Raw genomic sequence first — 25256 nt, forward strand, 5'->3', positions numbered from 1 at the left:
TGGGGCCGCTGCTGCCTTTGTGCTCCCGTTATTGAATGCGCATTTTCGAACGTAATTGACTCAGATTCGTTTTTTGGTCTCTCAGATACGTAGGCTGTGTGTTCTGGAGGATCTATGTTGAGCTCAGTCACGCCAAATGACGGCGAAAAGCCGCGCATTAAAGTCTTAGTGATCGACGACTCGGCGCTAATGCGTCATGTTTTGTCAGAGATTCTAAGTTCCGACCCTGAAATTGAGGTTGTCGGCGTTGCGTCTGACCCCTATATCGCACGTGAAAAAATTAAGCTTCTCAACCCTGATGTGCTCACCTTAGATGTTGAAATGCCAAAGATGGACGGCCTCCAGTTTTTGCGCAATTTAATGCGTTTACGGCCGATGCCGGTCGTGATGGTGTCGTCGCTTACACAAAAAAATGCCTCGGTTACCTTGGAGGCACTGGAGTTAGGTGCGGTCGACTTTGTCAGTAAACCCGAAATTGATATAGCGAGTAAATTAAAGGAATACGCCAGCGAAATTATCGAGAAAGTTAAGGTCGCTCGTTTTGCCACGGTCACCAAATTGGTGGATAGCAAAGCAAGGCGCTGCAGCGAAACCTTTATTTCGCCTGTGGGCACACCGAATATTGCAAGTAACTTACATTTTAAAACCACCGATCAGATCATTGCGATCGGCGCGTCAACCGGCGGCACAGAAGCTATTCGTGAAGTATTGGAACGTCTGCCAATTGACACACCCGGTACGGTAATTGTTCAACATATTCCCGGCATGTTTAGCGGCCCGTTTGCAGAGCGAATGAATAAGTGCAGCGCGATGACCGTCTGCGAGGCTCAAGATGGGCAGCGGGTATTGCATGGCCACGCCTATATTGCACCGGGTGATTTTCACTTAAGTCTTCGCCGAGATGGCGCGCGTTATTACTGTGTTTTGAGTGATCACGATCCGGTAAACCGCCACCGTCCTTCGGTAGACGTGCTATTTCACTCAGTAGCCAAGTATGTTGGTAAAAATGCGGTAGGTGTAATTCTCACTGGGATGGGTAAGGATGGCGCAGAGGGAATGCGAGCGATGCATGAAGCCGGTGCGAGCACGCTGGTACAAGATGAAGCGTCTTCTGTGGTATGGGGGATGCCGGGAGCTGCTGTTGCGGTAGGTGCCGTTGACGAGGTGCTCACCTTACCCAAAATCGCCGCGCGAATCATTAGTCTTTATGAGCCGCATCGTTGAGCACACACTTTTTTTGGTGGCTGCTGTGATTGCTTATAAGCAATTGTGATACCGCACTTTAGGAAGTTTAGGTTGATTTCCGCTAACGATACTCTGTCTTAGCCGAAATACGATTGAATAAACCTGGGAAAAATCGCTTTATAGTCGGCGCCAGCCCGCTGAAACCTTTACCAATAATCACTTCGTCACGTTCATTGATCATTGCCTTGATAATGTCTCGCACGCATTCTTCCACGGCCATGCCATTGATAATGGAATCGTCATTTTTATTTTGTGCATCGCCACTGGCATTCAGGGCGTTAATGGCGATATTGGTTTGAATGGAGCCTGGGCAGATTGTCAGGCAGTGAACGCCGTGTTCCGCGGTTTCAGCCCGCAGGCAATCCATAAACCCTACCACGGCGAACTTAGCACCTGAATAGCCACTGCGTAACTTGGTGCCGACTTTGCCGGCCACGCTGCTTATACTGACAATCATGCCATTTTGCTGAGCGAGCATATTTGGCAGTAAGGCCTTGGTCATGGCAACCGATCCCAGATAGTTCACTTCCATCAGTTTCCGATACACGAATAAGTCGGTATCAATAAATAGTGAACGCTGGGAGATACCGCCATTATTGATCAGTATATGGACTGGCCCGATCTCGGCTAATTGGCCTTGCACAAATGTGACAAGAGTGTCGTCAGCGACCGCTAAATCCAGCGGCACAACCCAGTGCCGGGTTAAGCCGCCCGGCAGAGATTTTGCAATTTCAACGAGAGTATCTTTGCGCCTTGCAGATAAAACAATCCGCGCGCCTTTTGCCGCGAGCTGTCGGCAGAGCTCAAGGCCAATCCCCGAACTTGCGCCAGTAATCCAAACGGTTTTATTGTCGATTTCCATTTCAATTCCCCGCGGTAATTCCTGATTCTAGGTTTTTCGCGAATTAGTCAATTTTTTGTTGCTTCGGCAGTGAGGTTAGCAACTAAGTTTAGCGCGCCGGCTCGTTAATGTATTGCGGCAAATCGAGATCGATTCGTTAACGGTTCAATGGGCTTTAATGCGGAACGTACCTTATGCGGATGCTCGGACGATGTTTTGATAGCTCTTATAAATCACTGCCTGACTCTATCTTGACGTATATTAAGCTGGCTGCGTATCGTGCAGTAAACACTCAGCACTAAGGAGCTTGCATGTCACAGTCGAGAACCGAACTTAATATGGTCGAAATCGACCATTGTGTTGAGCAAATTATTGCTCGATTAGGGAAAGATCTGCGCGTTGCTATGCCTTTGGGCCTGGGAAAGCCGGTAGAGCTGATAGATGCGCTATATCGGCGGGCGTGCGCTGAGCCGAGTATTTCCTTAACAATTTTAACTGCTCTTAGTTTAGAGCGGCCTAGCGAGGCAGATGCCATTCGGGGCCGTTTACTCAACCCAGTGTTCGACCGCCTATATGCGAATTATCGTGAGCCGCTGTATTTACAAGCTGAGCGCAGCGGAGAAACACCAGCCAACATAAGGGTCTGTGAATTTTATTTTAAGGCAGGCAGCCGCTTAGGGCATCTCTCGGCGCAGAGACATTATATAAGTTCTAATTACACTCATGCCGCAAGAGATGTCGTGGCGCGGGGCTGTAATGTGGTTATTCAAATGTTGGCGCAGGAAGGTGATGCGCTGAGTATGAGTTGTAATCCGGATACCTCTGCAGAAGTTGTTTCTCGACTTAAAAAAGAGGGGCGACCCTATATCGCAATTGGTGTTGTGCACCCAGATTTGCCTTTTATGTATGGCGATGCGGAAGTGAATGCGTCCCAGTTTGATTTTCTTGCGATAACAAACAGTGAGTGCCACGGCCTGTTTCAGGTACCGCGATTACCGCCTATTCCTGACACCGACTATGCCATTGGTTTACGTGCCAGTGCCCTGATTGCCGATGGCGGAACGCTGCAGTTGGGTATCGGTGCGATGGGTGACGCGATTGTGCAGTCGGCGCTGCTAAGGCATCAGCAAAATGCCAGTTATCTCGAATTACTACAACGATTTGGTGTCGATGAACACAGCGCAGATCTGGTGGATGCCATTGGTGGTCGCGAACCATTTGAAGAAGGCTTGTACGGTGCCACAGAAATGTTTGTAGAGGGCTTTCTTCACCTTTTCGAAGCCGGTGTATTGAAGCGACCTGTCTATGACTTTTGGGCCTTGCAGCAGCTGATTAATATTGGCGGCTGCGACCCGTTAGCACTGAGTTCGGAGTGTTTGCCCGCCTTGGCGGAGCTGGGCGTAAGAGAGTTGCGGGGCAAGGATTTCGATACACTGCAATACCACGGTTTCTTCAACGAGAGTTGCCGATACAGCGAAGGTAAGCTGTATACGCCGCAGGGTGATTTTTGTTCTGCCAATATGGCCAATCCTGACAGCCAGCAGTTTATGGCGACATACTGCCTAGGAACGCAGTTGCGCAATGGCAAAGTGATGCACGGTGGCTTCTTTCTTGGCAGCGGTGACTTTTATCGTAGCTTGCGCGATATGCCTGAAACGGAACGTCGCAAACTAGCGATGTGCAGCGTTGAAAAAATTAATCAATTAGATCAAAACCCGCGCTTATACAAAGCACAACGACAGTCAGCACGCTTTATTAACACCGGTTTAAATGTCAGCCTTAATGGTGCGGTCGCGTCGGACACACTTGAAAACGGCCAGGTGTTATCTGGCGTCGGAGGTCAGTACAATTTTGTGGCGATGGCGCACCAACTGGATAATGGACGATCGGTGCTGATGATTCGCGCCAGCCGCTCACAGGGTGGTAAGGCGGTATCAAATATTGTTAGCCACTATGGAGCGTGTACCATTCCCCGGCATTTGCGCGATATTGTCGTTACCGAATACGGCATTGCCGACTTGCGTTCTAAAACTGATGAGGAAGTTTGCGTCGCTCTAATTAATATCGCCGACTCGCGCTTTCAAGCTGAATTAGTGGCCGAGGCAAAGGCTGCGGGTAAATTGTCGGCTAGCTTTGAAGTGCCCTCTGTTTTTCGACAAAACTTCCCCCATGTAATCCGTGCCAATGTTGAGTGGGCGCGTGCAAAGGGGATGATGCCCGCATATCCATTTGGCTGTGACTTTAGCGAAGATGAATTAACGGCGGCGAAGACCTTAAAATCATTGGCGCAGTTGTCCACAATGCAGAAAATGAGCACCTTACTGCGCGGCGGCAAAAATACAGATTCTGTAAATCGTGTTTTAGAGGTACTGCGCTTGAGCGGCTCCTTAAGTGGCAAAGACCGTGTATTAAAACGTTTGATACAAGGCTCAAGGAATAAAAAGTAGAGTGTTTCACCTCTAACGGTTTAGATTAATTGCGATGGGCGTCACAAATCTAAACCTTTGTTAGAGCTGAAAATACGCTATTAAATAATCGTAAGGCTTTGATTTTTATAAAAATAAATAGAATATTAATGTGTGCTTAGTGGCTTATACGCACTCCCAATTGGGCTCAAGATTAACTATTGTACATGTCAGGATCTTTGTTATTACCGCTTAGGGAATATTTCGAAAGAAAATTTGAGCATAAGTTAGGTAGTAACGTTTTAAGCCCAGTAGGTGTTTATCGTGAATAATAAATTAGCAAGCTATGTACTCTGCTCATTTTTCAGTGTGTCGGCTATGTCGGTATTTGCCGAACCAGAAAGTTGTTTAGATTGGAATGTGCAGGAGTTTCCCGCGACATCCGAACAATCGAGTTGTTCCTATTTTAACCATCACAAAGTCTCTACGCGTTTCACTGTTCACAATGTGTGTGATACTAAAGTGAGTGGCGTTTTTAGTTATTATAAAGAAGACCTAAACAATAAATCGGTGATGAGTGTGCAATCTTTTGTGGTCAGCCCCGGAGCAAGTCAAGAGATAGCTAATCCCTGTGGGATGCAAAGCAGTGCCGCTTATCAGGTGTCGCAAGTGACCTTTTAAGCTTTGAAAATGAAATGCCGGCCTACAAAAAAGCCCTGATAGCGATATCAGGGCTTTTTTGCATTAAGTGATTAACCTTTGTGGCCCCACAACTTTGCCTGCAAGCAAAGAGTGGTGTGTTTAGGTCATGCGCCTCAGCGCGCAGTGAAGCGGTCTAATGTCATAGCCATGACACTGTCGGTGCTGCTGTTCATGCAGCCAGCGTGACCTTTGGCGCGGGGCAGTAGGCGTGAGAAATAAAACTCTGCCGTTTCCAGCTTCGCTTCATAAAATGCCTTGTCGTCACCGCCTTCGGCTAATTTACTGGCTGCAACTTCCGCCATCATTGCCCAGTAGTAAGCCATTGACAAGTAACCGCTATACATCAAAAAGTCGTAAGACGCTGCGCCTACTGCATCTCTGTTTCTAGATGCACGGGCAACCATTTTTATGGTGTGCCAGTTCCACGACAGGGTATAACCGATAAGCTTTGCCGAGTAGCAGCGGCGTTTACCGCTAATTAAATTTTTGAAACCAAATTTATATAATTTTTTGCAGAATCCGCCGTAAAGTTTAAAGCCGTCGAGTACAACTTTTCTGCCGATAAGGTCCATGGCCTGAATGCCGGTGGTGCCTTCATACATGGTCGCAATGCGGGCATCGCGATAAATTTGCTCCATACCGTGTTCTTTAATAAAACCGTGTCCGCCAAATACCTGCATGGCATTGCTGGCAGATTCCAAACCGGTTTCCGTTAAAAATGCTTTCAATATCGGTGTTAAAAAGCCCAGCTCATTTTCAGCTTCGTCGCGATCTGCCTGCGTTTCTGCCTGTACCATTCGGTCAGAGTATTTTGCCGCGTCGTAAATCATGGCGCGACCACCTTCTGCAAAGGCTCTTGCGGTTAGCAACATGCGGCGCACATCGGGGTGGTGAATAATCGCATCGCCCGCTTTGTCAGGATTTTTAACGCCGGACAAAGAGCGCATTGAATAGCGGTCTAGGGCGTAGGGTAGTGCATTTTGGTAAGCCAGCTCAGATGCGGCTAAACCTTGAATAGCAGTGCCTATCCGGGCGGTATTCATAAAGGTGAACATGGCATTCAGACCTTCGTTCTCTTGGCCCAGCATATAGCCGGTGGCGGAGTCGAAGTTAATAACGCAGGTGGCGTTGCCGTGGATACCCATTTTATGCTCGATGCTGCCACACTTCACGCCGTTGCGATCGGTGATGGTGCCATCTTCAGTGGTATTAAATTTAGGCACGATGAAGAGCGAAATGCCTTTAGTGCCTTCTGGTGCGCCCGGTGTGCGCGCCAAAACAATGTGAATGATATTTTCTGCAAAGTCGTGTTCACCCGCAGAGATAAAAATCTTAGTGCCAGTAATGCGGTAGCTGCCGTCTTCCTGTGGCTCTGCTTTGCTGCGCATTTGACCTAGATCAGAACCACAATGGGCTTCAGTCAAGCACATGGTGCCTGTCCAAGTGCCTTCGCACAGTTTGCTCAAATATAGTTGCTTTTGCTCTTCGGTGCCGTGCACGTAGAGTGTATTCATTGCGCCTAGGCTTAATCCGGGATACATGCCCCAGGACCAGTTTGCTGTGCCGACTAACTCGGATTTAATCAGTCCCATCGACATGGGCAGGCCTTGACCGCCGTACTCCACCGGGTGGGACAGGCCTTGCCAGCCACCTTCAACCCACAGTTTATAAGCTTCTTTGAATCCTTCTGGGGTAGTTACTTCGCCATCGTTCCATTGGCAACCTTGCTCGTCACCAATTTGATTTAGCGGAGAGAGCACTTCTTCTGCGAATTTCGCCGCCTCGTTGGTGATGGCTTCTACCATGTCTGGGGTTGCTTCTGCGCCAGCTGGAATAGTTTGGTAGTGGGCGTTGAAGTCCAGTAATTCATTGATTACGAAATTGATGTCGCGTACTGGCGCTTTATAAACGGTCATATTTTGCCTCTTCTGTTCCCAGGGGTGGGGGATCATTAACGGAGTGGAGCATAGCCGATGGAGCAAGGGGGGAAATTGGCCGCTTTCTGCTAGCAAGATGACGCTTGGGTCAATGCCAGTATCCCCGATAATACAGGGTTATAGCCACGTTGGAAGTACGACGTTAGCGGTGATCATAGCAAGGGCTTGAGACGTTAGACAGATGGCGCGATACTGGATCAATTCCGCAAGGAGAGATGTAAATGCAAGTTGAATACTCGGTGTGTTTTGAACGTCACCCATTACCGGCGGGTGGTTATCTGGCGCAACTTACACTCAATGCACCCGCGCGATTAAACGCATTGACGCCGGAAATGGTGACATTGCTTCATAAGTTGCTACTCGAAATTCGCGACGACCAAGAAGCGGTGGCCGTGTTCTTAGATGGCGCTGGGGAGCGCGCTTTCTGTGTAGGTGCCGATACCTTGCGAATACGTGAGTCAGCTCTAGCTAATCCCTGCGGCATGGCTGTTGAGGCCGATGCGTTTTTTAGTTGCGAATACGCGGCGGCACATTTAATACACCGTTTCCCTAAACCGGTTATTTGTTGGGGAAGTGGCATCGTTATGGGGGCGGGGCTCGGCTTGATGGCAGGCGGTAGTCATCGAATAGTGACTAATAAGAGCACGTTGGCAATGCCGGAGATCAGCATAGGTCTATTTCCCAATGTGGGAGCCAGCTGGTTCTTGGGGCAAATGCCCGGAGCTACCGGGCTATTTACTGCTCTAACCAGCGCTTATTTGTCGCCAGCAGATGCCCTGTACGCCGGATTAGCGGATTATTGTTTACACGATAAAAATAAAACGGATGTTTTGCGCAAAATTATTAATCTCGATTGGTGCGATGATTCGGAATGGAACTCTGAGCAGTTAACTGAGTGTCTTACCGATATCGAGGCGGAGCAGGGCGTAGTCTTGCAGCAATCGTCGCTAAAAGATCATCGCGGATGGATTGATGATGTTTGCGCGCTGCCAAGCCCCGCTGCAGTCGAAATGGGGATTTGTGGATATACCGGCAATAGCGAATGGCTACAGTTGGCCGCACAGGGTTTAGCGCGCGGCGCATCGAGCACGGCAAAATTGATCTTTCGACAGCTGCAGACGGGGAGCAACTTGAGTTTAGCCGACGTGTTCAAAATGGAATTAGTATTGTCGTCTAACCGCGTGCGCGATCCTGAATTCGCCGAGGGCGTGCGTGCGCGTTTAATTGACCGTGACCGCGATCCACGCTGGTGTTACAAGTCCATCGCGGAGGTGCCAGACTCCGAAATTGACGCCTTGTTTGAATCACCGTGGCCGATCAACCCACTGGATAAATTGTTTGCGCTTTAGTGTGTTTGGCGGGCGCTAATGTCCAGTGCCAGCAATTGAGCTTGATGCGTTCGACTGAGTAGCAGCAAAGCGAGAATTGCGCCGATCATTGCCATCGCCATATCTGATTGGGTATCCCATACATAGCCTTGAGTGCCCAAAAATGCCTCGGCAGATTCCCCGGTTAATTCCGCAACCCACCACTCGATGAGTTCATAAAGCGCACTTATACCCAGACAAATTAATACAATGATCACCGCTAACCAGCGCGGCTTTTCAATCACGTGATGCCGAATAAGCAGTTCTCGAGCGGCGATGGCGGGTACAAAGCCTTGCGCTAAATGGCCGAGTTTGTCGTAGTGATTTCTGTGCCAGTTAAATAGTTCTGCGAGAGCGTCAAAGGCAGGTACTTCAGCGTAAGTGTAGTGGCCGCCTATCATTAAAATAATACTGTGCACCAAGATGAGCTGGTAGAGTAACGGCGTTAATGGGAATCGACTTTGGCTAATCGCCATAATGGCCAGTACCACAATCGCTGGAATCACTTCTAAGAACCAAGTGAATTGGTCTTTGGGTTCAAAGCCAGACCACAATAGCGCTCCAAAAAAAAGGCTTAGCCAAAGGATTTTATTCATATTGTTTGTTCTCTAAATGCCTTCGTCACGCATTTTTTGTTCGCGCATTTCCATGTCGTTTTGGAGTGTTTTTTCCATGAGTTTCGCCTGGTCTAGGGTATTTTTCTGAGAAGACGTGAGCACGGTCTGTTCTTGTTTTGTTGTTGCTGGTTCATCGGTCTGTTTCGAACAACCGAAAAGCGTAATAGTGGCCGCAGTTACGAATACGATTAAGAGGGTGGGGGGCATGGTGTTCTCCGCATTGCTATGTTGTTGCTTGGACCAACGCAACAATGCGGCGGGTTTACAACAGTTCGTCTAAGAATATATCAAGTTTAGGATGTTCGCGCTGTACCTGGGCGACGCCGCTAGCCAAGATTTTATCCGCACGTACGGGGCCAATATTCTCGCAGAGTAGCACGTAATATTGATTTAACAGTTTTTGCAGTAGTGCAGGCGGCGCGTTGCCAAGTATTAGTGCTTGCCGATTACCCAGCCAGCGCTGAAGTGCTTCAAGCGTGGCGTGCGGTAATTGCCGTTGGCGCAGTGCTGCGAACAATTCAATCCGTAGTTTATGCTGTAACTGATCGTCGAGCTGGCCCATCATTGCCAACATTAATTCGGCAAAGGTTTGGCTGGCTGAGACGGGATTTTCGACTTGGTCTTCGGTGTCATCGCCGCGTGGGTCTGCCAGCAGTTTGTTGCTGTCCTGTCCCGTTGCCTGAATCAAGCTCCGTAGTATGGAGGAGCGCTGTTCTTTTAGCTCTGGCGTTTGGCAAATGTCGGCAACAAATCGTTGCAAGGCCAAGCTCGGCTGGTCGATATAACGATTTTCCCAGTGGGCTACCGCTTTCAGCACCGAGGCTTCATCCATGAAATTTTGCAAACCGGTGTAAATAGCGCGTCGACGATCACTGACGCTGCGCTTACTCATCGCTGCAGATCCATATTGGCGGCGCGGTCAGCGGTATAGGCGATGCTGCCAGTATTGAATTCCGGGTAGCCGATCTCAGCGTGTTCACTCAGGTCTAAGCCGCGTTGTTCATGCTGGGCAGGGGCTCGTAACCCCATCAGTATATCGATAGCAAAATACATAATGATGGCGCAGCAGAAGGTCCAAACGAAGCAAGCTGCAATGCCAATCAGTTGAACGGTAATAATCTTGGCATCAAACATACTGTCGGCGTAAAAGATTCCAGCGGCTAAAGTCCCCCATGCGCCGGCAAAGCCGTGCACGGAGACTGCACCGACGACGTCATCAAGGTGCATTTTTAGCATCAACTGTCCGCCTAGTACGCAGACAACACCGCCGATTGCCCCTGTGAGCACAGCGTAGGCAGGCAACATTGATGCGCAGCCGGCAGTAATGGCAACTAAACCCGCAAGACTGCCATTGACGGTCTCGGTGAGTAATATCGGCTTGCGCAGTGCAACCGCCAGAAGCATGCTGGCACTTGCACCTGCTGCGGCAGCTAATTGAGTATTTAGATTGATTAGGCCGATATCAGCCGACGCGCTTAGGGTGGAGCCGCCGTTAAAACCGAACCAGCCAAACCATAAAATAAAACCGCCCAAAGCCACCAGAGTAAGGTTGTGGCCACGCAATTCACGGGGCTTGCCACTCTTGTCGAATCGTCCCAGTCGCGGGCCAAGAATAATCACACCTGCAAGAGCACACCACGCGCCCACCGAGTGCACGACGGTTGAGCCGGCAAAATCAATGAAGCCCATTTTGGCTAGCCAGCCGTCGGCGTTCCATACCCAGCTCCCAAAGATGGGGTAGATGATGGCAGTAATAACGACTGCGCCCACTAAATAAGCATCAAAGCGCGTTCGTTCGGCCATGGCACCACTGGCAATAGTGACTGCTGTCGCTGCGAACATCGTTTGAAATAGCAGTACACCGTAGCTTGTTGGATCGCTGTCGTTTATTAAAAATAGATCGGTACCCATAAAGCCGCTAGGGTTATTTCCGAACATTAAGCCATAGCCTAGCGCCCAAAATATTAGGGTGCCGATACACACATCCATATAGTTTTTCATAACGACATTGAGTGAGTTTTTACTCCGCGACATGCCGGATTCCAGTAAGGCAAAGCCTGCTTGCATGAGGAATACCAAGGCACTTGCTGTCACCAGCCACACCATATTGGTGGCGCCTGTTAAATCTGCAATATCGTCGGCAAAGGCTAATGAGGAAAAGAGTAATGTTGAGAGCGTTAGGGTGATTTTCGCTTTTTTCATTAGAGCCCTTAGTCATCTGGTGGTTGCGCACTGAATCGGCGCGCCCCTGAAATCTTGTGTGCAACTGCTGTGCCAAAAGTAGAACGAAAGGGCGTTAGGGTTTAGGCGGCGTAGCGTGGTTTTGGCGGCTTGTGGCACAGCTGAAAGATAATGAGCACTTGTTTGGTTCGTTGCACGAATTCATGTTCTTTTGTGGTGCGCATCTTGAGGGGTAATTTGGTCTATATCGATAGTTTAAGTGTATCTATATCGAATAAATTATTAATTATATTAATTTATCGATAATCATTATTATTTGACTTGTGGGCTGGCGGGGTGATGTTGCCGGAGGCCAGACTCTGTACCTTAACAATGACCGAGGAGGCCATTATGAAAAAGACCATCAGTTTCGCCATGATGCATTTCAGCGTGGCTTTTTCGGTAGCCTACATGCTGACTGGTAGTGCCGTGGTTGGTGGCATGTTGGCGCTAATAGAGCCGGCGGTGAACACCGTGGTGTTTTACTTTCACGAGAAGGCGTGGAAGCGCATTGATGAAGGAGTACCGTTGTTAACTGGTCTTGTACATTGAGGCGTAAATAGGCGTGCACCATATGATGGTGCACGTCCTAGATATATGGGTCATAACCCCTGAGTGACATTGTTATTTGTTATGAGCTGGCTCAGATAAACCGGAAGACCAATAATACCGCAAGCAAGGTCACCACCCACGCAACCATGCTACTGATCGAGATGGTGCGAGAGAAAATACCACCGCTGCTGTGAAGATTGGCTAAACGATCTTCAAATGCGTGACCGAGTTTGAGAATGCTGTTGCGCGCAGTCTGATCAATGTAGAGGCAGCCTCTTCCGCAGGCATTTAACAGCCGAGGGAGTGGTCGTCGGTACAGCCAATCGACATCGAGATTGGTCGAGGGCAGTTCCGGTGGGTACATACCTTTCAAGTTTAGCCATACAAAAGCCAATGCTGAGAAAAATAGCAGCTGTGTTTGGGTGAGAATATGACTCACATCATAGGCGCTGTAGTCAGTGGCGAAGGGCAGATGTTGGTAGAGCAACTGTGGGAATATACCAATTGTTAGACATAGAGCGGCTGCTATAGACATTGCCAGTAGCATATTCCACGGCGCTTCTTTGCAGCGAATACCCGAGTCGTGGGCGAAAAAAGCGAAATAAGGAATTTTGATGCCCGCGTGATGGAATACCCCTGCCGAGGCAAATAACAATAGCAGCCAGACCACGTCAAAGTTGTCCTTGAGTGCCGCCGACATAATCATCGACTTGCTGACAAAGCCACTGAATAGGGGGAAGGCTGATATCGAAGCCGCGCCGATAATACAAAGTACGGCGGTCTTGGGCATGGATTTATATAGCCCACCAAGTTCGGAGCCGTTAATTCGGCCGGTACGATAGAGCACCGCACCCATCGACATAAACAATAGGCCTTTAAAAATAACATCATTAAAGGCGTGAGCGACGGCACCATTGATGCCCAGCTCAGTGCCGATACCAATCCCCACCATCATAAAACCAATCTGGTTGATCAAGCTGTAGGCGAGAACCCGGCGCAGGTCATTTTCAATTACCGCAAAGAAGATGGGGAAGCACGCCATCGTCGCGCCGATATACACCAACATCTCAGTGCCAGGGAAGCCCCGGGCCATGGCGTATACGGCAACTTTGGTGGTGAAAGCACTCAAGAAGACCGTGCCAGTAGGTGTTGCTTCGGGATAGGCGTCGGTCAGCCAGTTATGGAAAAATGGAAATGCGCACTTAATGCCAAATGCGATAAAAATGAACCAGCTTGCGACCGAGTCTAGACCGATTTTGCTAAACATCAGGGTGCCCTGATGTTGGTAATACAAAATGACGCCCACTAACAGCAGCATTCCTGATATCACTTGGGCGATCAGATAACGCATCCCCGCGCTGTAGGCTTTGTCGCTGCGCCCAGCCCAGATTAAAAAGACTGAGGTGACTGCCAGCATTTCCCAAAATACAAACAAGGTCAGTAAATCACCGGCAAAGACGGCGCCCAAGGCACTACCAGCATAAAGCATGGCTGCGACTTGCTGCATCTTATCCTTGACGTGGAGGGAGTAGATTACGCTGATGAACGCGGCAATATGGAATAAATAGCCGAACAATAGGCTCAGTCGGTCAATGTGGATTGGCTTTAGTTCCATTCCCATTAACTGGGTTTCGAGGCCGTAAAATGCCGGTAGCTGCCACAGGTTTAGCGCGCTTAATATAATGACCACGATCATTGCTGGGCCGCGCCAAGTGGCGCCGCCGAGTAGGGCAATGACTGCTCCTAGATAAAAGAGCAGGAACGGCGGCAGTTCAATCCCCACCATGGGTATTCTCCGTCTTAGATTCGCGAGTTTGTTGGTAGTAGTCTTCCTCGCGCATTAAACCTTTGCGCATCCACTTAGCAACCAGTACTAAAATCACGCAGCCGATAAATCCGTAAATAGGATAAAAGCCATACAGGCCCTCCCAAGGGTGTTCGGTGTGTCGATGGATCACAAAATCCAAGCCAACTAACAGCGCGCAAATGACGTAAAGACTGTTGAGAATAAGGCGCAGTGTTGCTGGGCGATCAAAAAAATCTTGGGACTGGCTCATGGCGTTCCCTCGCTAAAAATCTGTGATACCAGCTCAAATAGCGGGTTGGGAAAGAAAAATAACAATACGCACGCCAATGCCGTAGAGCATAGCGCGATGAGCGCGGCAGGTGGCGCCTCATGAATAGCGACGGGGCCTGAAACTGCCTGCTTCCCTGGAAAGAAAGCGCGCAAAGGAATTGGCAGTAAATAGGCGATATTGAGTAGCGAGCTGAGTATCAGCACCCCCATTAGAATTAAATGATCGGTCTCTAAGGTAGCTGTCAGTAACCACCACTTGCTCCACGTTCCGGCGGTTGGTGGCAGACCGATAATGCTGAGAGAGGCGATGAAAAAAGCGGTCATGGTGATTGGCATACTTCGCCCCAGTCCAACCATCGAGCTGATTTCGCTTTTGTGACTAGCCACCAGTATGGCGCCAGCGCAGAAGAACAGGGTGATTTTCCCCAGGGCATGGGTAGCAATATGCATTGCGCTGCCCATTACGCCGCTCTCAACCGCCAGTAAGACCCCCACGGTGATATAACCTAGTTGGCTAATGGTTGAATAGGCGAGTCGGGCTTTCAGGTTGTCTTGACGCATCGCTATTAGCGAAGCCAGCACGACACCGGCACCAGCTAGGTAGAGAAGATAATCGCTTACCGGTATTTGTTGGAGTGTATCCAGGCCGAAGATAAAGACCAAAATCTTGATTAGGCTGAATACGCCAGCCTTGACCACCGCAACGGCGTGGAGCAGGGCGCTAACCGGAGTAGGAGCCACCATTGCCGCCGGAAGCCAGCGGTGAAAAGGCATGACCGCTGCCTTGGCGACACCAAAAACAAATAGGACTAGTAATAGTGACAGCAACGCGATTGGAGTTTGCTCGGGGAAAATGCCGCCTTGTTGAAAGTCTAGAGTGCCTGCCACCAGCCACGTGATGATAATAGCAGGGAGAAAAAAGGCGATAGATGTACCCATTAATATGCCCAGGTAAACCCTGCCGCCTTTTTTGGCTTTTTCGGTACCTGCATGTGTTACCAGAGGGTAGGTGCACAGCGAAAGTACTTCATAAAAAATGAACAGCGTGAATAAGTTTTCTGCGTAGGCAATGGCCATTACCGCTGCGATGGCAATAGCAAAACACGCGTAGAAACGTGTTTGGTGGTCTTCGTTGTGGCCGCGCATATAACCAATCGCGTACAAGGTGGTTACTGGCCATAGCAGACTGGCGACTAGCCCAAACAGGAGCCCTAGGGCATCGACTCTGAAACTTAAATTTAGACCGGGCAGTATTTCTAGCCACTGGCGTGAGAGCACTTCACCGTGATTAAAACTGGAGTACAGTTTCAAATTGATCGCTAAGAGAGTCACGCCGGCGATAAGGGATATGGCTTCGCGCAGATTTGGTTTCTTGCTGAACGCCAGTATTCCTACTACCGCAATAATGGGCGTGAGAATGGCGACGTCAATTAGCATGGCTGTTGTATCCATTATGGACGCCCCTCTACCAATGCTGTGGCTGCGTCATAGCTGATCGATACCGGTAAGCGGGTGTCGATACCAAAATAGACATTGCCTAGAATTAGCAGCCATAGCGCAATAAGCATAGTGAGTGGCGCTTCTTTTACTGGCGAGTTATCTGCTGCTGGCTTGAAGTAGAGCGCTTCTACCACTCGCCATATATAGATGATGGCGAGCAGTGAACCCAATAGAATCAAAAACACTAATGGCCAGCGACCAGCCAGTGCAGCGGCAGATACCAAATACCATTTGCTGATAAAACCAGCGGTAAGGGGAACACCAATTAAGCTGAGACCGCCGGCAACAAAGCCAAAGCTGGTCCAGGGCATTTTTCTCCCCAGTCCCTGCATCGAGGTAAGGGTCGTGGCGCCAATGCGAACCGCAATCCCAGCCAGGGCCATAAATAATGTGGCTTTCATCAACGCGTGGTTGAAAACATGAATCAAGGTCGCCTGCAGCCCCAGCACACCGCCGATCCCCAAACCGATGACCATATAGCCAATTTGGGCGATACTGGAATAGGCGATCGCGCGCTTTATCTCCTCTTGATATATCGCAGCAATCGACGCGCTGAATACGGCCACGATGCCTAGAGCGACGAAGATATCTGCTAGCGGAATAATGAACTGGCTAAACTCGCTCGGGAATATGGTGTAGGTGAAGCGTATTAAAAGATAAAGGGCTACCTTGGTGGCGCTGGCGGCGAGAAACGTAGTGACAATCGATGGCGCTTGACTGTAAGCGTTAGGCAGCCACAGATGCAGTGGGAATAGGGCGAGCTTTAAGCTAATACCAACCAAAATAAATGCGTAAGCGGCAAATACGGTAGGCGACTCACTCGCCGATGGCAGGCGTTCCGCAAGATCGGCCATATTGAGCGTGCCGGTCATGATATACATGAAACCGATGCCGATGAGGATAAAGGTCGCGCCAATGGTGCCCATGATCAGGTAGCGAAACGCGGCCCACAGGCTTTGTCTATTGGGTCCTAAGGATATTAGGGTGTAGGTAGACAGCGATGAAATTTCTAAAAAGACAAAGACGTTGAATGCATCACCGGTCGCTAAAATACCCAGCAAGCCCGCGAGGCACAGCAGCCACGCCACATAAAATAAGCCCTGTTTGTCTAGTGCAATTTCGCTACTAATGCTGCTCTGTGCTGCTAGTAGAGAAATTGTACTGCTGCCAGAAACGATCACTAGCAACCACGCATTGAGAAGATCAATTCGGTACTCAATACCCCAGGGTGCTTGCCAACCACCCAAGGCATAACTAATTACACCGTGGTGGTAAACCGTATACAGCAGCGTGGCGGCGATACAAAAGCTAAGGGTGCTGACTAGCAGGGCGAATAGCCATGCCAGTTTACCTCGACCTAAAATAAGGCAGGCAGGCGCCCCTAGCAGCGGCAGAATAACTTGCAGAATAGGTAAATGGCTTAACACGTATGGTCTCGCTGCTGAATTTCGGACTCTTCAATAGTGCCGTAGGCCTTCTTGATTCTTATGACTAGCGCTAGTCCCAGTGCGGTGGTGGCAATACCGACAACAATCGCGGTGAGAATCAGCACGTGGGGCAGGGGGTTGGAGTAGACCGTAATCCCTTCTTGCAGGATAGGGGCCGTGCCACCAGTAATTTTTCCCGAGCTGATATAGAGAATAAAAACCGAGGTCTGAAAAATGTTGAGTCCGACCAGTTTCTTGACCAGATTACCCTGGGCTATCACGATGAAAAAGCCGGCCATCATTAAGACCACTACAATCCAATAATTGTAATGGGTAAATAACTGTGTCATTGATCTGCCTCCCCCGTGTCGTTCACTTGGCTAGCGAAGCAGTAAAAGATCATTACCATGATAGCGGCAACGGTAATTCCCACGCCTAGCTCAATGACAATGATGCCGATGTGTTGACCTGTAATCGGGTTCTCGGCTAATGCAGAGTAGTCGAGGAAGTCGCCACCGTTGAGCATTGATACCAAGCCTACCGATCCGTACAGCAACACACCGAAGGCTGCTAATACACGGAGCACGGCAAAACTGACCACCTGCTGTGCAATATCGACACCGAAAAACATAGTGTACAAAATAATCGCGGCGGCAAAAATAACCCCAGCTTGGAATCCGCCACCTGGTCCGTAGTCCCCGTGGAACTGCACGTATAGTGCAAATAAGAGGATAGGGGGGATTAAAATTTTACTGACGATACGCAGAACTTTGTGTTTGTGCGCGCTGGTAACTACGGGTTTTTGGACCGTGCTGGACTTCAACATGAGCAGTGACAGCACACCGATGCCTGCGGTGAAAACTACCGCCACTTCGCCGAAAGTATCGAAACCTCGATAGCTAGCTAGCACCGAGGTAACAATGTTTGGAATACCGATTTCGCTTCCGGATTTCTCGATATAGTGCGGCCCTACATGGGTTTGAGCCGGTGCAGTGGCAGAGCCAAACTCGGGCATACTAAGTGTGCCGATGATAAGAAGCGCACCGGTAATTGTAACCAGCACCAAGGCGGGAATACTTTTGCCGGACTCATGCTTTTCATTGCGCCCTACCAGGGCCACCGTAAGTAGCATGAGCAGCGGTGAAATTCCGGAACCCACCGCTGCCTCAGTAAATGCGACGTCAACAGCGTCCATCAAAACGAAAAAGCTCGCGGATAAAAAGCCATAAATGCCGCTGAGCATAATTACCGCAAGTAGATCGCGACTCAGAATAATTCCTAATGTCGTAACTAACAGCAGACTAAGCAGGCTGATATTGATAAAGAATTCTATGGGGTCATCCTCCGCGCAGTATTTTTTCTGCGCTCGCGCTTAGCTGTCATGGGGTTGCTCCCCATGTGATTTGTGTTGCTGGTCGCGCCAAACGGCTTTTGCCAATGCATGGCTGGCCGTTGGGCTGGTGAATAATATGAACAACAGAATCATGATCAATTTGAGAAGAACCAGACTCCAGCCGGCCAGCAGCATTAGTCCCATTAGTAATGAGGTGGTGGCAAGTGTTTCTGTTACGCCCGCAGCGTGCATGCGACTGTAAGTGTCGGGAAATCGCAATACCCCAAGTGCGCCAGTGAACATCAAGCCACTGCCAATGAGCAATAGGATGCCGCTAATGACTTCCAGTAAATCAGTCATTGGCTGAACTCCCTTTCCCTGCTTTCTGGGAGTGCTCAAAATATCTAAGAAGTGCGATCACACCGATAAAATTCATTAGTGCGTAGATAAGTGCTATATCTAAAAACTCCGGTCTACCAAATAAGAAACCGAGTACGGCAATAAGCAGTACGGTCTTGGTTCCAAATAAATTGGCAGCTAATACGCGGTCAAATATGGTGGGGCCAGCAAAGCCCCTGACCAAAGCCATGGCCATGACAATCAGTAATGTAACGGTAGTAACAGCGAGCATCATTGTTCCAATTTTTCCACGCGACGGCTCATTTCACCTGTGTCGAGATCATCGAGATTGGTTTGAGTGAGGCCATGTACGAGTACCTCGTTGTCTGAAAGGGTTACCGCGATGGTGCCGGGGGTGAGGTTAATAGAGTTGGCATAGATTACCCGACCGATATCGGTTTTCTGGTTGACCGTAAAGCGCCGCATTCCAGGGCTAATAGCGCTGTTACCTGACCAAACTCGTTTGACGACATCAATGTTGCTCGCGACGATTTGCACCGCTAACCAAGCATAATATCGGGGAAGATGACGTGTTAGGTGGATGGGTTGGGATTCGTGATCAACTACGTCCATCCGGTGACAAATCCATACAACCAGTGCAACTGAAACCGCGCCAAACGAAAGGAGCAGGCCAGTATAGTGCCCTGAATTGGCTAGCCAAATTGTGGCTAAAAGGGCGGAAATACTTAAAGTGTGCTTCATATGTTTCTCAGCTAGCTTCCGAGTCGTCAATTGTGAGTATACCGCTAAAATTGCCCGCACAGATTGTATCAGGGAAAAATGCTGTTAGCAGGGTTAGTGAGTTCTCAATACTCGCTTCATCTTATTTTCTCGGCTAGCTCTTCTACACCTTGTAGATAAGCATTGCACATTATGCTGTCTTTACTTTCGGCAGCGCTAATATATTCGATACAACTATATTGTAGTTCTTTGCTATTTAGCGTTTCGACTGCAAGAGCGGAGGACGCGCTAACTTATCCGCAGCAGACAACAAGAGCAAGCGTATAGTATCGACTACAAACCCGCGCTGGGCTTCTTCATTCATCTGTTTTCACTACCATCGCTTTCGCATCTAAAGTGAGAAAGTTGTTATTGGAAGTGTAGTGAAATAGGGCTGTTTCGTCTCTGCTTTAACATGCGTTTCACTCATCCCCGCTAATCTAACACATTACAGCTGGGACATAAAAGCTGCCGGTGTTAACGACAGACTGACGAGGAATACATCGCTGGGGTGGTGGGAAGTCGCCCCTATTTAATGGGCACTTCGAGCGGCTTCGAGTGCAGCTTTACTCGGCGCCATACGCAAGAAAATGATGGCGATAGCGACAAGACTTATATTAACTGCTAACGGAATAAGCTGGAGGGCATGACTATTGAATTGGACCCCGTAGGCAATAACGAGCCCAATCAAGGCGGCGGCATTGAGCTTTAATAACAATGCTTTTGCCAGCAGCTCTTTGTTAATGACTTGCGCAAGGGATGAGCAGGCAAGCAGGCAAAACCAAAACAAGGCAATAGAGTGAAAGTGGAATACCAGTTGGCTAATGGCAGTGGCGCTTAACGCCAGGGGGGCACCCCATACGAAGCCCAGCCATAAATTATTCAGCGCGTCTCGACTTTTGCGTCTAGCGAACCAGATGTTAATCCCACTAACTGACACTACCGTCAGGGCAAGGCCAAATATGCCGTAAAGGACTTTGACGAAAAACCCGCCGTAGTGACCAAAATGCAGACGATAGACAGAGAAAATAGCTTGTCGCCCAGCTTCACCGTCGGAGAATCCGATTTTATTGAGATAGTTACCCATGCCATCGAATTGATATTGCTCTGCATAAATGAGGCGGTCGTGATGTTGAGCGCCGACGATAATATATTGCTCGGCGCTACCGACGTCCTCCACGGTGATATAAAACGGGGTGGCCTCTGGTGCAATAGTGGGCATTTGGGCAAGCGCCTTAGCGACTTCGGCGGTGTGCGGGGCTTGATCTAACGTCGGCTCTGCACCAAATACGGCGGGGATGATGTCATCGGTTTTACCGTCAAAAAAAGCGGGCGCAACAACAAGGCTTAACAGCAGAGCAAGGCCGAAATAGGCGCCGGTAATGGCGATCATTAAATAAAATGGGCTACCCCATACGCTCAGGCGATTGTGGATATCTGCTTGCTCAAGGTGCTTGGAGCCTTTTAAACGCAGCGTGAACGCGTCGCGGAAGAGTCGCGGGTGAGCCAAAAACCCTGAAATAATAAGGCCGCAGAGCATTGCGCCGAGAATACTAACAACAATGACACCGAAATTTTCTGGCAAGTGTAGGAATATGTGTAGCTCTGTTAAAAGGTGAGTCCACTCGTGGCTCACCTTTTCTCCTAGAGAGCCATCACTGTTCAAAAACCAGCCACCGTCATCACTGGAAATGGAAGCCCTTGGCATGGTGGCTGATGGTAGCGAGACATACATGTGATGAGTTTCGCCGCTTTGCGCTAACACAGTACGGTAGGCGTTTTGTAGCTCTTCGCTGGGCAGCGTTCTAAACTCTTCTACAGTCGGTTGTTCCCAGCGCTCAAACTCCTGATAAAACACCGCTAAAGTGCCGGATAGGCAGACTAAATACATCATGATACCGACGAGTAAACCAAGCCACGAATGGCTGGAAAGCGAATTTTTGACCAGTGCGGGGGAGAGGAGTTGTTTCATGAGCGTGCTCAGTTTTTAAAATTTATTTTCGCAGCGACATCACAATCGCGTCGCGCACTAGAAGGTAATGCAGTGTTTTTAATTTACGTGTAAAAGTTTTATTGGCTGTAAACAACAGCCGCGCTAATCAGGCCAGCGGCGCTAATCCACAGCGCTGGGCGATAGCGGTTCGGATCTGCACAGGCCCACCAGGAGGCCAGCCCCCATATCAGCGGCGCAATCAGCACAATCAGCACTACCGCATTGACCGTGGACCACGGCAGTAGTAGCGCCAAGGCAACGCTCACATAGGCAGATGCGGTGCCTGCGAGGGGAGCAACAATAAAAAATAGTGCAATATGCCGTAAAATTGTGCGGGTTGCGGGCACCACAAAGTTGACGGTTTCATTGCTGCGTATATGTTTGCGTTTAATTTCTAAATTATAAAGTACCGCAAACCACGCCATTAGCGGCACGATCATAAAAACATAGGCAACACCGAACTCGGCGCCACTGCTGATAATAAAAAATAGCCCAGATACTATGGCAACCAGCCAGCCCGCAGGCATGAGCCAGCGCTGAAGAGGGAAGCGTTTTTGCCAGGAAAGGTAAAGACAGATGATGCTGGCAGCGGCAGCAACAACACCAATGAGTCCATAAGTCATGTCAGCTAATCCAAAAATAATGTGTCAAAGGCGGCGTTTAAAAAGCCACCGATGCCGAGAAAACCAGGTTGCGCGGTGAGCCTAGGACCAAATAATTAGAGCCGGGGAAGCCCCCAACGGAAGCCCAGTAATTGCGATTAGTCAGGTTTTCTACTCGCCCGCGCAATGTCACCTCTTTGCCTGCCACGGTGGTATTGAAGCGCGCACCGGCATCCAGGCGAGTCCAGCTGCTAATTTCTTTGGAATTCGCCGCATCAGTATATTGCTTCGATGTGTATACCGCGCGGGCGTCTAAAGTAAGGCCAGTTGCGTTGGGAACATCCCATTCGACGTTGAGATTGCTTTGCAGTTTAGGCACCCCAACGACTTCTTTGCCATTGCTTGCGCCGGTTGCGGTATTAACCTGTTCGCTGTCGATTACCGTTAAACCGCCGAGTAAACGGAGGTTCTCGGCGGCTTGACCGAAGACGGTGAGTTCAAGTCCTTGATTGCGCTGTTCGCCATTGTCAGAAAAGGTGTTGTTCTGGGTGATGCCACTGGGCTTTTCTACGCTAAAAATACTCACGCTGCCGCCGATGTCGCCGCCATCATACTTCAGCCCGGTTTCGATCTGCCTTGACCGGTAGGGGGCTAGAGCTTCACCGGGGTTGTTGAGGGCAGTGGCGGGGGCAATTTCGCCAGGTAGTAGCGCTTCGCTGTAATTGCCGTATAGGGACAGAGATTCTGACGCTTTGTAGACAATACCAAGCACGGGTGTGATGGCGTTTTCACTGTACTTACCGTCCGGGTTTAAGGCGCCAGTATTGTAATTGTAGTTGCTGTTTTCAATTTTTTGATAGCGCGCACCAACCGTGATTAATAAGCGGTCAGCCATAAACGACATCATATCGGCGATAGCGATACTGGATGTGTCGGTTTCTTGTGTGACTTTGGGGCTATTTAGGTCTCCGCCTACAAAGGCGTCGGCAACGGGTGGCGAGACCGCAGTGGGGGTATAAATACTGCCCGCAAAGCCGGCAAAATTAGAAAATGCATAGGCGTTTTTTGATTCGAGGGTATATGCCGAAGCCGACAAAATGAGACGGTGGCCGATATCGCCAGTATTAAATTCCGTGCGCATGCCTATTTCGGTGGAGTAAATACTGTCTTCGCGAGTATTGTCGAAGCGGTAGGCGCTTGTGAGGCCGCTATCGTCAACCGCGTCGGGGTTGCTGAGGATATTGTCTTCCTCACCTTGCCGAGTCCCCAGGGCGGCCCACAATTCGGTACTGGCGCTGAGTGAGTACTCCGCACGCGCAACAGCAAACAACTGCTTCTCGTCGGTATAGGTCCAAGGCTGGGCAAAATTAGTATCTGACTCAGGGGCTTTAGGAATATCGCCTAGCGGAGTGACGCTCGGCCGCGGTGAATCGATACGATGATCCTGGTAACCCATATCTGCAGACACACGCAGACGTTCACCTTCGTGGTCAAAGCCCACAGCGAAAACGCTTAAATCCCGATCTTGGTCTTTGATGCCAGATTCGCCGTCGCGTTTTACGATATTTAATCGCAGACCGTTTTCTTGGCTCTCACCAAAACGGCGAGCAATGTCAGCGGCAAGATATGCCTCACCGCCCACAGTGAAGCCAGTGGTAAGCAGATTAAGGTCTTCTTCCTGAGCGCGTTTAGGGACTAAATTCACCAAACCGCCGACACCACTGCCACCGGGGCTGGCGCCATTCAGAAACGTATTCGCGCCGCGAAACACCTCAACGCGCTCTAATAATTCCGCTGCCACAAACTGACGGGGTAAAATTCCGTATAATCCGTTGTAGGTCATATCGTCAGAATAAACCGGAAAACCGCGGATAATATACACTTCCTGAAAATTGCCGAAGCCCTTGGCAACCCGCACAACGGGGTCGTTTTGCAATACGTCGGCAACGCTGCTTGCCTGTTGATCTCTGATTAAGGCATTGGTGAAATTGCTGCTGGTGAAGGGCGCGTCCATCATATCCAGGTTGCCCAAAATACCAGCGCGACCGCCGCGTGCCACCTGCCCACCGGGGTAGGCTTCCAATAGCAAAACCTGAGATCCGTCAGCACTGACCAAAACTTCTTCTACGGCTTTTTCAATGCCGTTTTGCTCACTTTGAGCGTAGCTAGGCAGCGGTGAAATTCCGGCTGAAAGTAGCAATACCGAAAGTGCATATTTTGTTATTCGGTGGCCAGATAAACGTGCGGACATGGATATACCTTGTGGAGTGAGCTTTGCGAAAACTGCGGAGTAGGCCGTGCTTTTTTGAAAGTGTGAATACTAATGAGAGTGATTATTAAATGCAAGTAGAGGCGTTATAACAAAGCTCAGGCCGATAGTTAAGTCGAGATCTAAGGGCCGTAACCAGGAGTTTAGCGAAAGCGCCATCATTCTCCGGCCTTGTGCTGAGTGCCTTCGCCGGGGGTGATGAATAGGACGTTTGCCAATGTGTTGGTGCGGGCAGTGTGCCAAGTGTTTCGCGGAATCACGACATAGTCGCCGGCTGAGCTCAACTTCTGGCTCTGCTCGCCGGAAGGCGTTTTAAGCACTACGGTGATTTCGCCTTCTAGCAGCATCACCATTTCTTCGCCGTGGGGGTGAATCTCCCAGCTTTGCCAGTCGCTGTCAAAATGGTGCAGAGCAACTAGGTTGTGCTGTTTGAAGTCGTTAAAACGAAGGTTTAAATCTTGGTATAGCGAAGTACTCACGCTCACTGGTGTGGCGGATTGATCTGGGCCGAGCACTAAACATTCTGTTGTTATTTGATGTTTTTTCGTTATGAGGCCTACTCGGGAAGAAGGTGGAATTTAAGACATAAAGGATTTAAACAGCGCCAGAACTAAGGATAGGCCGACGAGAGGTAAAATCCAGCGTCTAATATTGGCCTGCTGTTCAGGCGAGGGACGGGGGGCGAACTTCTCGATTAGGGGTACTAACACGATCAGTGCGATAAAAAGAATCGCTAGGATAGTCAGTAGGTTTGTCATCAGGCTGTGCTCCTAGAGTAAGGTTTGAGCCACCGAGATCTGTGTGAGTGTGCACATAGAAAAGAGGGGCTGATGAGCATCAACCCCATACTAACAATTAATAGCTTGGAAGGCGCTGTACAACTTGCTACTAATCCGCCGGATCATATGAGGTGCACCGGCCTTCTAGAGCGAATGGCGCGGTCATCCCCGCCCCCGCAAAACTCCGTCATCCCCGACCTCGATCGGGGATCCAGATGAGCGGGTACAAACCGAGCACATAGGTTACAGATTAGCCCGACCAGATAGGTAA

Annotated in this window: 24 protein-coding genes; 5 read left to right on the forward strand and 19 right to left on the reverse strand. The window is 49.6% G+C overall.

Annotated features, from left to right (window positions below):
- The first annotated feature begins 114 nt into the window (after positions 1-114).
- A complete protein-coding gene (locus AAC007_RS08750; RefSeq protein ID WP_295872780.1) occupies positions 115-1224 on the forward strand; it encodes a chemotaxis response regulator protein-glutamate methylesterase in 1110 nt (369 codons plus the stop codon).
- An 82-nt stretch (positions 1225-1306) separates the two neighbouring features.
- On the opposite strand, the gene AAC007_RS08755 is transcribed toward AAC007_RS08750, so the two are convergent.
- Entirely contained in the window at positions 1307-2107 is an 801-nt protein-coding gene (locus AAC007_RS08755) for an SDR family oxidoreductase (RefSeq protein WP_339676038.1), read from the reverse strand.
- A gap of 290 nt (positions 2108-2397) precedes the next feature.
- On the opposite strand from AAC007_RS08755, the gene AAC007_RS08760 reads away from it, so the two are divergent.
- Complete coding sequence (locus AAC007_RS08760) at positions 2398-4533, forward strand: acetyl-CoA hydrolase/transferase C-terminal domain-containing protein (protein ID WP_339676040.1); 2136 nt, start codon at positions 2398-2400, stop codon at positions 4531-4533.
- Positions 4534-4815: 282 nt separating this feature from the next.
- Complete coding sequence (locus tag AAC007_RS08765) at positions 4816-5172, forward strand: hypothetical protein (RefSeq protein ID WP_219044080.1); 357 nt, start codon at positions 4816-4818, stop codon at positions 5170-5172.
- A 134-nt stretch (positions 5173-5306) separates the two neighbouring features.
- On the opposite strand, the gene AAC007_RS08770 is transcribed toward AAC007_RS08765, so the two are convergent.
- On the reverse strand, positions 5307-7109 hold the full coding sequence (locus tag AAC007_RS08770) for an acyl-CoA dehydrogenase C-terminal domain-containing protein (RefSeq protein ID WP_339676044.1): 1803 nt from the start codon (positions 7107-7109) through the stop codon (positions 5307-5309).
- Positions 7110-7351: 242 nt separating this feature from the next.
- Here AAC007_RS08770 and AAC007_RS08775 point away from each other — a divergent pair, with 242 nt between their 5' ends.
- Positions 7352-8479, forward strand: a complete 1128-nt coding sequence (locus AAC007_RS08775; protein ID WP_339676045.1) for an enoyl-CoA hydratase/isomerase family protein — start codon at positions 7352-7354, stop codon at positions 8477-8479.
- On the opposite strand, the gene AAC007_RS08780 is transcribed toward AAC007_RS08775, so the two are convergent.
- Genes AAC007_RS08780 through AAC007_RS08795 form a run of 4 tightly spaced genes read right to left on the reverse strand, consistent with a single transcriptional unit; the run spans position 8476 to position 11316 of the window.
- Complete coding sequence (locus AAC007_RS08780; protein WP_339676047.1) at positions 8476-9093, reverse strand: DUF2238 domain-containing protein; 618 nt, start codon at positions 9091-9093, stop codon at positions 8476-8478. The genes AAC007_RS08775 and AAC007_RS08780 overlap by 4 nt on opposite strands.
- Positions 9094-9105: 12 nt before the next feature.
- A complete protein-coding gene (locus AAC007_RS08785; protein WP_295872766.1) occupies positions 9106-9321 on the reverse strand; it encodes a hypothetical protein in 216 nt (71 codons plus the stop codon).
- A 55-nt stretch (positions 9322-9376) separates the two neighbouring features.
- On the reverse strand, positions 9377-10006 hold the full coding sequence (locus AAC007_RS08790; protein ID WP_339676049.1) for a hypothetical protein: 630 nt from the start codon (positions 10004-10006) through the stop codon (positions 9377-9379).
- Positions 10003-11316, reverse strand: coding sequence for an ammonium transporter (locus AAC007_RS08795; protein ID WP_339676051.1), 1314 nt, complete (start codon positions 11314-11316; stop codon positions 10003-10005). The genes AAC007_RS08790 and AAC007_RS08795 overlap by 4 nt, the downstream gene beginning before the upstream one ends.
- 369 nt (positions 11317-11685) lie before the next feature.
- On the opposite strand from AAC007_RS08795, the gene AAC007_RS08800 reads away from it, so the two are divergent.
- A complete protein-coding gene (locus AAC007_RS08800; protein WP_339676052.1) occupies positions 11686-11886 on the forward strand; it encodes a DUF2061 domain-containing protein in 201 nt (66 codons plus the stop codon).
- Between the two features lie 91 nt (positions 11887-11977).
- Here the strand turns inward: AAC007_RS08800 and AAC007_RS08805 are convergent, their stop codons facing one another.
- The 13 genes from AAC007_RS08805 to AAC007_RS08865 all read right to left on the reverse strand — a co-directional run bounded on the left by AAC007_RS08805 (position 11978) and on the right by AAC007_RS08865 (position 24685).
- Complete coding sequence (locus AAC007_RS08805; protein WP_295872758.1) at positions 11978-13672, reverse strand: Na(+)/H(+) antiporter subunit D; 1695 nt, start codon at positions 13670-13672, stop codon at positions 11978-11980.
- Positions 13659-13943: a hypothetical protein gene (locus tag AAC007_RS08810; protein WP_219044071.1), complete on the reverse strand. Its 285-nt coding sequence runs from the start codon at positions 13941-13943 to the stop codon at positions 13659-13661. The genes AAC007_RS08805 and AAC007_RS08810 overlap by 14 nt, the downstream gene beginning before the upstream one ends.
- Positions 13940-15415, reverse strand: a complete 1476-nt coding sequence (locus AAC007_RS08815; protein ID WP_295872754.1) for a proton-conducting transporter membrane subunit — start codon at positions 15413-15415, stop codon at positions 13940-13942. Before AAC007_RS08815 ends, AAC007_RS08810 begins: the two co-directional genes overlap by 4 nt.
- The gene (locus AAC007_RS08820; protein WP_295872752.1) at positions 15415-16890 is read right to left on the reverse strand and encodes a monovalent cation/H+ antiporter subunit D family protein; all 1476 of its coding nucleotides are present in this window, start codon (positions 16888-16890) and stop codon (positions 15415-15417) included. The genes AAC007_RS08815 and AAC007_RS08820 overlap by 1 nt, the downstream gene beginning before the upstream one ends.
- Positions 16884-17240 (reverse strand): cation:proton antiporter subunit C, encoded by a 357-nt coding sequence (locus tag AAC007_RS08825; RefSeq protein WP_295872750.1) that lies wholly within the window; start codon positions 17238-17240, stop codon positions 16884-16886. Before AAC007_RS08825 ends, AAC007_RS08820 begins: the two co-directional genes overlap by 7 nt.
- Entirely contained in the window at positions 17237-18223 is a 987-nt protein-coding gene (locus AAC007_RS08830) for a DUF4040 domain-containing protein (RefSeq protein ID WP_295873097.1), read from the reverse strand. The genes AAC007_RS08825 and AAC007_RS08830 overlap by 4 nt, the downstream gene beginning before the upstream one ends.
- Positions 18224-18262: 39 nt before the next feature.
- Entirely contained in the window at positions 18263-18583 is a 321-nt protein-coding gene (mnhG, locus tag AAC007_RS08835) for a monovalent cation/H(+) antiporter subunit G (protein WP_296436278.1), read from the reverse strand.
- A complete protein-coding gene (locus tag AAC007_RS08840; RefSeq protein WP_295872747.1) occupies positions 18576-18857 on the reverse strand; it encodes a monovalent cation/H+ antiporter complex subunit F in 282 nt (93 codons plus the stop codon). The genes mnhG and AAC007_RS08840 overlap by 8 nt, the downstream gene beginning before the upstream one ends.
- Positions 18854-19324 carry a Na+/H+ antiporter subunit E gene (locus AAC007_RS08845; protein ID WP_295872744.1) on the reverse strand — a complete coding sequence of 157 codons (471 nt, stop codon included), beginning with the start codon at positions 19322-19324 and terminating at the stop codon, positions 18854-18856. The genes AAC007_RS08840 and AAC007_RS08845 overlap by 4 nt, the downstream gene beginning before the upstream one ends.
- 550 nt (positions 19325-19874) lie before the next feature.
- A complete protein-coding gene (locus AAC007_RS08850; protein WP_339676061.1) occupies positions 19875-21314 on the reverse strand; it encodes a PepSY-associated TM helix domain-containing protein in 1440 nt (479 codons plus the stop codon).
- 98 nt (positions 21315-21412) lie between these two features.
- Complete coding sequence (locus AAC007_RS08855; protein WP_339676062.1) at positions 21413-21958, reverse strand: hypothetical protein; 546 nt, start codon at positions 21956-21958, stop codon at positions 21413-21415.
- Between the two features lie 37 nt (positions 21959-21995).
- Complete coding sequence (locus AAC007_RS08860) at positions 21996-24188, reverse strand: TonB-dependent receptor (protein ID WP_339676063.1); 2193 nt, start codon at positions 24186-24188, stop codon at positions 21996-21998.
- Between the two features lie 176 nt (positions 24189-24364).
- Positions 24365-24685, reverse strand: a complete 321-nt coding sequence (locus tag AAC007_RS08865; RefSeq protein WP_339676064.1) for a cupin domain-containing protein — start codon at positions 24683-24685, stop codon at positions 24365-24367.
- Positions 24686-25256: the final 571 nt, after the last annotated feature.

Source organism: uncultured Zhongshania sp., assembly GCF_963975605.1.
GTDB lineage: Bacteria > Pseudomonadota > Gammaproteobacteria > Pseudomonadales > Spongiibacteraceae > Spongiibacter > Spongiibacter aquimaris.